This window comes from Pseudoxanthomonas mexicana, from assembly GCF_010093385.1.
Classification (GTDB): domain Bacteria; phylum Pseudomonadota; class Gammaproteobacteria; order Xanthomonadales; family Xanthomonadaceae; genus Pseudoxanthomonas_A; species Pseudoxanthomonas_A mexicana.
Genome location: NZ_PDWV01000045.1, coordinates 26,026 through 32,658 on the forward strand (window position 1 = coordinate 26,026; position 6,633 = coordinate 32,658).

Here is a 6,633-nt window from a genome sequence, read left to right on the forward strand (position 1 = left end):
GCCGAGAGTGCCGCCAATCCGTAAGCCATGAGCCATCCTTTGCCGGGCGGCGCGAACGAGATGCGTCCGAAGCCGATTGAAGCGAAGCGGGGTTATGAGACCAGTCCGGCTGCGTCAGCGACCGATCAACGCCGAAGCCAGCGATGCTGCGGAAGTCGATGCATTACCGAGGCCGACAACACCAATACACCTGCCCACGCATAACACCAGAATTAAGCCGACCTGTGAAGCGGGTTCGGCTTGAATGAATTGTCAGGCCTCAGCACAGTCAACCCCACGTAGCTGCAGCATTCTGCAAATGGCATGTAGTCGGTGCGGGTTGTCCATGTGGCCGACGAAGTATCGCTCTCTTTTGAGTGCCTCAAGCCCCGAGTGAAAGGCGAAGATAGCTGCGTCTTGGTTCTTTGCCGAGCCCTCAAGGTAATAGGAGTAGGGGTTTTCTGAACGCTGATTGGAGTAAACACACTCCAGGGTGGATAGCCATTTTGAGAAAGCGCTGTTGACCTTGTGCAGCAAGGGAAATCGTTTGCGCAATGGCGTGGCACGGAAATGGACCTCGCCAATTGTCCATAGAGAGCCTCGACGAACCTGAGGTAGGACAACCGATACTACCGGCGATGTGTCCGCATCGATGCCGCCATCCGGAAGGTAGGAAAGAGGGCCGAAGTCTCTGAAATAGAGGGCATGGCCATACTCGGCTTGCACCTCCGTGACCGGAGTGCTCAATGACCTGAACCAAGCCATCACCTCCGATGGCTCAGCGGGGTCAGCAATGAATCGATGGGTTACGCTCATGGCTCTCTGAGGCCTAACACCGGAATTAAGCCGACCCGCGAAGCGGGTTCGGCTTGAATGAATTGTTAGGCCCCGGCATTGTTGTCTCCGATAGCCCGCCAGATATCGAGAGATTGCTCTGGGAATACCGTTACCCAAGACGGGAAGTGTGTGTCAACTGCAATACCAAATCGAGGGCTAACCAATAACCCCAGCCTCTCAAAGGCTGATTGGTCGTGCTCTTGGAGGTAACTGGGAAGATGGGAAAAAGGAACAAGGTGGCCGTCTAGGTCCAAAGTGGGAGCGTCTGCGGTGATTTCAACAAGCGTCGAGGTTGCGTCGAAGCGATAAACGGTAGAGCCGTAATCAAACTCCATCTGACCGACACGGTTAACGCGCTCGGAGCGTGGCTGGCCGATGAGCCCGACTAGGGCGCCAGGATCAATGCCGAAGGTGATACTGCCAACCTGGGTGAATGGAGAGACTTTCACGGGGCCTAACGCCTGAGTTAAGCCGACCCGTAGCGGGGCGGCGATTGCGTGCTAGCGTAGCGTAGGCACGCGGGCGCCGCCACGATGCGGGTTCGGCTTGAACGAGTTGTTAGGGGCAGCTCCGTGAAAGCTCGGCATATCGGTCTTGAGGAATCTCGCTGATCTTTGAAGAGCTCTCGCCGGAGCTGCCATCCGGCACGAGTGTCACCACTGCGTGGTATGAGCCGGGAAAAGCGTCAGCGACCATTGGCTTGTAGCCTGGGGCCGAGACGGAAAGCTCAAATGGGAGTGCATCAGCGCCGCCCAGCGAGAAGCAACCGGATTGCGCCGTGCGAGTCTCGTAGTGGTACAGGCGGACGGCGGCGTTTTGGATAGGTCGATGTGACATCGCATCAGTCACTGCCCCAGCCATGTATGTGCCGCGGTGGCATGGCGCAAAATAGCAGCAGCCGCTAAGAAGTAGTGGAGTGCTTAGAAGAAGAATCTCTGAGAGCGATGATCTCACTAGCGGCCCCTAACACCGGAATTAAGCCGACCCGCGAAGCGGGTTCGGCTTGAATGAATTGTTAGGCGGCCGGTCAGTCATGTCCACCACTATCCGTCGAGCAGCCACAAGGGCTTGGACCCTGAGCCAAGTAGGTTTCGGCACCTGCATGGTTTGAAGACTCTGTAGTGGACGAGCCAAGGTGCGGCTGGAAATCAGATGCTATGAAGGTGAGGGAAATGGTCGCTCCAACAATTGGTACCAGCCAGATTAGGAGCAACTGGACCAAGCGTTGAGTGCGGCTGAAAGAGTGGGATCTGAGCAAGGCAAAACTTGCGAGGATATTGAGGCCGACCAATAAAGCTATTGAGACAATAACCCAAGTCGCCATGAGCTTCTCCCGACCGCCTAACACCGGAATTAAGCCGACCCGCGAAGCGGGTTCGGCTTGAATGAATTGTTAGGCCTCATCTGCGCGTGGCTCATACGGTTCTTGAATCCACTCGTCACCAGCGGCCCGCCTTGTAGCACACCAGCTGGGCGGCATTTCCGCCAGCTTACCGATTGTGAGGTCTCGCTCCACCATGCAACCGAGGCATACCAACTTGAGATCTGCCGTGTCGAGCGTGGTGCCACACAAGAATTGCCAATCGCCGTCAGGATCATGATAGACCTCGCGGATCGGCTCAAGCCCGTCCATAACTTGGCGAGTAGTGAATACTCCAGTCTCAACTGGCAGATCGAATGGCCAAGAGTGAAATGAGTGGGAATGGCTCATATGAGGCCTAACACCAGAATTAAGCCGACCCGCGAAGCGGGTTCGGCTTGAATGAATTGTTAGGCCTCATTGGGATGAAGCCTGTTTGGTGCGCGGTGAACCGGGGCATAAAATGAAAAACTCGATCAACGCAGCTGCGGGAACTATCGAAGAGATTCCGGTAAACCAGGCGCTGCGGCCTTGAAGCTTTGCTGCTTGCGACAAGAACCATGCCGCCGGAAGGTTGACAATCCAGACAAAGACTATGGCAAGAGGCGCTAAGTTGAGCTGGTACAGCAGCAATGCGAGGAATGCGCCGCCAAAGACAACCACCAGTAGGGTGTAGCCAGCCCTGCGGAGGTTTGTATCTAGTTGCTCAAGTTCTTTGAACATGAGGCCTAACACCTGAATTAAGCCGACCCGCGAAGCGGGTTCGGCTTGAATGAACTGTTATGCGCCAAGGTAAGCCCGAAGCCAGCAACCTGCAACGGGTCCGGAACATCCGGGAGCAGGAAATCATTCGCCGCCAGCCCGTAGCAGGGTGGGGCCCGTAAAGACCGAAGCCGACCGCGACGCCGGTCCGCAAGCCGGAAGGTCATCCGGAAGCCGTGCGGCGCGAGAGCGATGTACCCGAAGCCGAGTGAAGCGAAGCCAGAAGGACGCGCCTGTTGCCTTGTATCAACAATCGATCAGCACCGAAGCCGCGGCTGCCGCACGATCGACTGGCAACCGAAGCCGACAACACCAACACACCCACCCACGTATAACACCTGAGTTAAGCCGCGCCGCGAAGCGGCGTCGGCTTGAATGAATTGTTAGGGGGCGGGCTCAACATCTGCCAGCACCCATGGCACACGAGTCTGGAACTCAAGCTGGCAAACGGCAAGCCCGGCGAATGTATCAGGCACTAAGCCAGTGCGGTGTGTCAGGGCGACCTCAATGCCAGGTGCCAGAGGTTGGTACTGGATAGTGCCAGTGCCATCCAAGTGCGGCAGCGCGTCGGCGCCAGAAACAATGCGCCCAACAAAATGGAACCAGCCGCCTGTTAGATAGAGGCCGGAAGGCTCTCGACACCAATGACACAGCTCGGCCGGCTTGGATAGGTCAATGCCAATGGACTTGGCGAGCCGAATGAACTCGGATGGAAAGGTCCGGCTCGCCACAGCGTGGAAGTTGCGACATTGATCGCAAGGGCAATCAGTACCGAGAGGTAGCCCTGAGTAGGCCGCCCGAGTGGCCTCCGCATCGCACTCAATCTGCCAGCTTGCGACCTGCAGATGCATGGCGCTTTCCAAGCCCCCTAACACCAGAATTAAGCCGACCCGCGAAGCGGGTTCGGCTTGAATGAATTGTTAGGTGCCATGCCGCGAGAGCTGGAAGACACCCGACTGAATCTCTTGTGGATTGATGCCGCTTACGCCAATTGAGCATGACCTGATGCGGTTGTAGCCGTCAACGAAGAACACTGCGGTCTCCCCGGGGAGCACAGATGCTCCGCACTCCGGTCCGCGAAGCTCGCCTCCTGGGAAAGCGCCCTTGAAATGACGAAGCGGGGTGACAGTGGGTTGATCCCGCGTTTCGTTGGAACCAGGAATTGGCGGCGCAACAGAGTCGACGCGGCCGTAAAAGACGTAAGTGGAGCTTTGAAATAGCCCCCGGGTCCATTGAGCCTTGGACTCGACAGGGTTGCAGGAGCAGTTCTGCCCAAGCGCGAGACCCGGCAAAAGTAGAAGTGCGGCTACGACGATTCTCACCATGGCACCTAACACCTGAATTAAGCCGAGCCGCGAAGCGGCTTCGGCTTGAATGAATTGTTAGGCATCTCGCCACACAACGGGCAAACGCCGGTTTTCTGCCACTATCTCACGCAAGCACGCCATGATTGAAGAGCAAGCAGTAACTGCCTCTGTGAGCACGCGACGAGTGAGCGAGTCCGACTCCATGGAGAGCGCCTTTTGCAGCTTGGGGAGTGCCTTGCGAAAAGGAACTCTGCTGAGGCTATGTGCGACATAGAACCGCACGGAGCGATTCTCATGGCTCAGGCCCTCCAGTACCTGAGCGGGATAAAGCCTCGCTTGATAGGGGATGACGCTGCCTAAGCGGGTCATGGCGCGCCAGAAGTCATCCAGGTCATCGCAATTCACCCCTCCTTCTCGGTCTAAGCGGTCACGCTCATTGGAAATCTCAGCTATCTCGCTGAAGAGTTCGGCGACACCGTTAGGTCCAAGCTCCTTGGCGATGCCGCCGGGATTTGGAAGCTCCTCCGAATACACGCGCTCCATCAGCGACAGGGAGCTGGTGTGCTTTTCTACAACGCTGCGAACAAGGTTCATTGAGATGCCTAACACCTGAGTTAAGCCGACCCCAAACGCGTAGCGATTGGGGTTCGGCTTGAACGAATTGTTATGCCGCTAGCAAGACAGAACGCAACTGCCACGGTAAGTGAGGTTCCAGCGAAGACGAAAGCCTCCGCAAGACTTTGCCGCAACTGAAATGGATCCGGCGAGAACCAGCGCAGGATTAGCCAGAATGCCACGCCCAGTGGTAGCGACGCAGTACAGAGCAGCAATGCAGAAAGATGCCCCAACCTCTGCAGAAGCAGAGCTGTAGGTAGGCCAATAGAAATAGTGCCTAGATACCCCCATATGATCGAAGCAATGGCGACAAACGGGGAAAAGATCAACGCATCGATGAAGCCACTGTAGGGGGGCGGATCAAGGAATACAGCTAAAGGAACGGCTGCGATGGGTGTCGCCAGTGGGGCAAGGACAGCGCCCATCCAAAGCGAGCGCGTGTGGTTGCGCTGAATCAGCGTGCTCTGGGGAAACGATGAGCTTGGCGCTCGGTATGGGTTATTTGACATGCGGCATAACACCAGAATTAAGCCGACCCGCGAAGCGGGTTCGGCTTGAATGAATTGTTAGCGCCCATCCCGCGATCTTGGCGATTGTCCGCAAGGGATGGACGCGCGGGCAAGAAATGAAGCCAGAGCTGGAGTCGACTCAGAACAGTGCACTGATAGTCCAACAATCGCTACCCGGGACGTCAGGTTGACGGAGAACGCTTCTGGCAGGAGTTTAGCGGCCGCAGCGGAGTCATGTCGAAGATTGGTGTGGGCAAGAACTCTAGCGTAGGCCTGCTCGATAAGCCCAGCGGCTCCATGCTGGTTGGCTAGACGTGGCCCGCAGTGCGCCTCGAGTTTTTGGCTCTGGGTTTGATAGACCGCCACCCCAATTGCGCCAGCTTGTGCCGCCCAGTCGTTATCGCCGGAATCGCGTGCAACCGACTCTGCCTTCAGGATTGCCTGCTCCGGCATAAGCGCGGCCGGAACCTCATGCAGGTAAAGCTCCTGCAAGTCGTCAAATGTAACCGACCGGTTGATCTCGAAGCGCGGGGGCCAAGGGGGTGGAACACAGACGTCCGGACTCATCTCTTGGCCGGTAGAGGCGGAGAAGATTGCGGCCAACATGTATGAAACCATCATGGGCGCTAACACCGGAATTAAGCCGACCCGCGAAGCGGGTTCGGCTTGAATGAATTGTTAGGTGGCGTGCTAGCTGACACGGTCCACCATCAGATTGTCACTATGAGCTGCCAACGAGTGAATGACAAAGCCAAGAACCTGATCGAAGAGTCGTCCGCTACCTTGCCCGGCTACCGAAACGTACGGTGACTCGTCATTTAGCTCGATGAGACGGACAGCTACCTTCTCACGTGAGTCCGATAGATCAACGTGATACTCGTTGCCGCCCTGAAACTCAGGCCAACTCTGTAAAGACGCAGCCAGATCAGTCGGCAGCGAGAAGTACGAGAGTATGTGCACTTCACGGGATGTCATTGCAGCCACCTAACACCAGAATTAAGCCGACCCGCGAAGCGGGTTCGGCTTGAATGATTTGTTAGGCCCAGGGCACGCCTACTTGATGAGCCTAATCTCTTTGCCGTCCTTATCCCGAACGGCGACTGCCCCGATACTTTGCAGCGGAGGCTGCCCGACGTGTGGACCGGCCAGCCTTTCGTAGACATCCGGTTGCCATAATTGATGGCAATGACCGAGGTGTTTATGGGCAACAGCAAGCAGTACACAGATGAGTTCCGGGCCGAAGCGGTGAAGCAGGTGATCGAGC

General features: G+C 56.7%; 6 protein-coding genes. All 6 read right to left on the minus strand.

All coding sequences use genetic code 11. The annotated features are described in order from the left end of the window. Window positions 1-252: 252 nt before the first annotated feature. On the minus strand, window positions 253-795 hold the full coding sequence (locus tag CSC76_RS14700; protein WP_162110746.1) for a hypothetical protein: 543 nt from the start codon (window positions 793-795) through the stop codon (window positions 253-255). Between the two features lie 65 nt (window positions 796-860). Continuing rightward, a complete protein-coding gene (locus tag CSC76_RS14705; RefSeq protein WP_162110747.1) occupies window positions 861-1,265 on the minus strand; it encodes a hypothetical protein in 405 nt (134 codons plus the stop codon). A 109-nt stretch (window positions 1,266-1,374) separates the two neighbouring features. After that, a complete protein-coding gene (locus CSC76_RS19435; protein ID WP_379605443.1) occupies window positions 1,375-1,677 on the minus strand; it encodes a carboxypeptidase-like regulatory domain-containing protein in 303 nt (100 codons plus the stop codon). A 916-nt stretch (window positions 1,678-2,593) separates the two neighbouring features. After that, on the minus strand, window positions 2,594-2,899 hold the full coding sequence (locus CSC76_RS14715) for a hypothetical protein (protein ID WP_162110749.1): 306 nt from the start codon (window positions 2,897-2,899) through the stop codon (window positions 2,594-2,596). Between the two features lie 1,421 nt (window positions 2,900-4,320). Further along, window positions 4,321-4,839 (minus strand): HEAT repeat domain-containing protein, encoded by a 519-nt coding sequence (locus CSC76_RS14720; protein ID WP_162110750.1) that lies wholly within the window; start codon window positions 4,837-4,839, stop codon window positions 4,321-4,323. A 1,583-nt stretch (window positions 4,840-6,422) separates the two neighbouring features. Continuing rightward, a partial coding sequence (locus tag CSC76_RS19135) for a hypothetical protein (RefSeq protein WP_238394996.1) occupies window positions 6,423-6,633 on the minus strand: 211 nt, incomplete at its 5' end.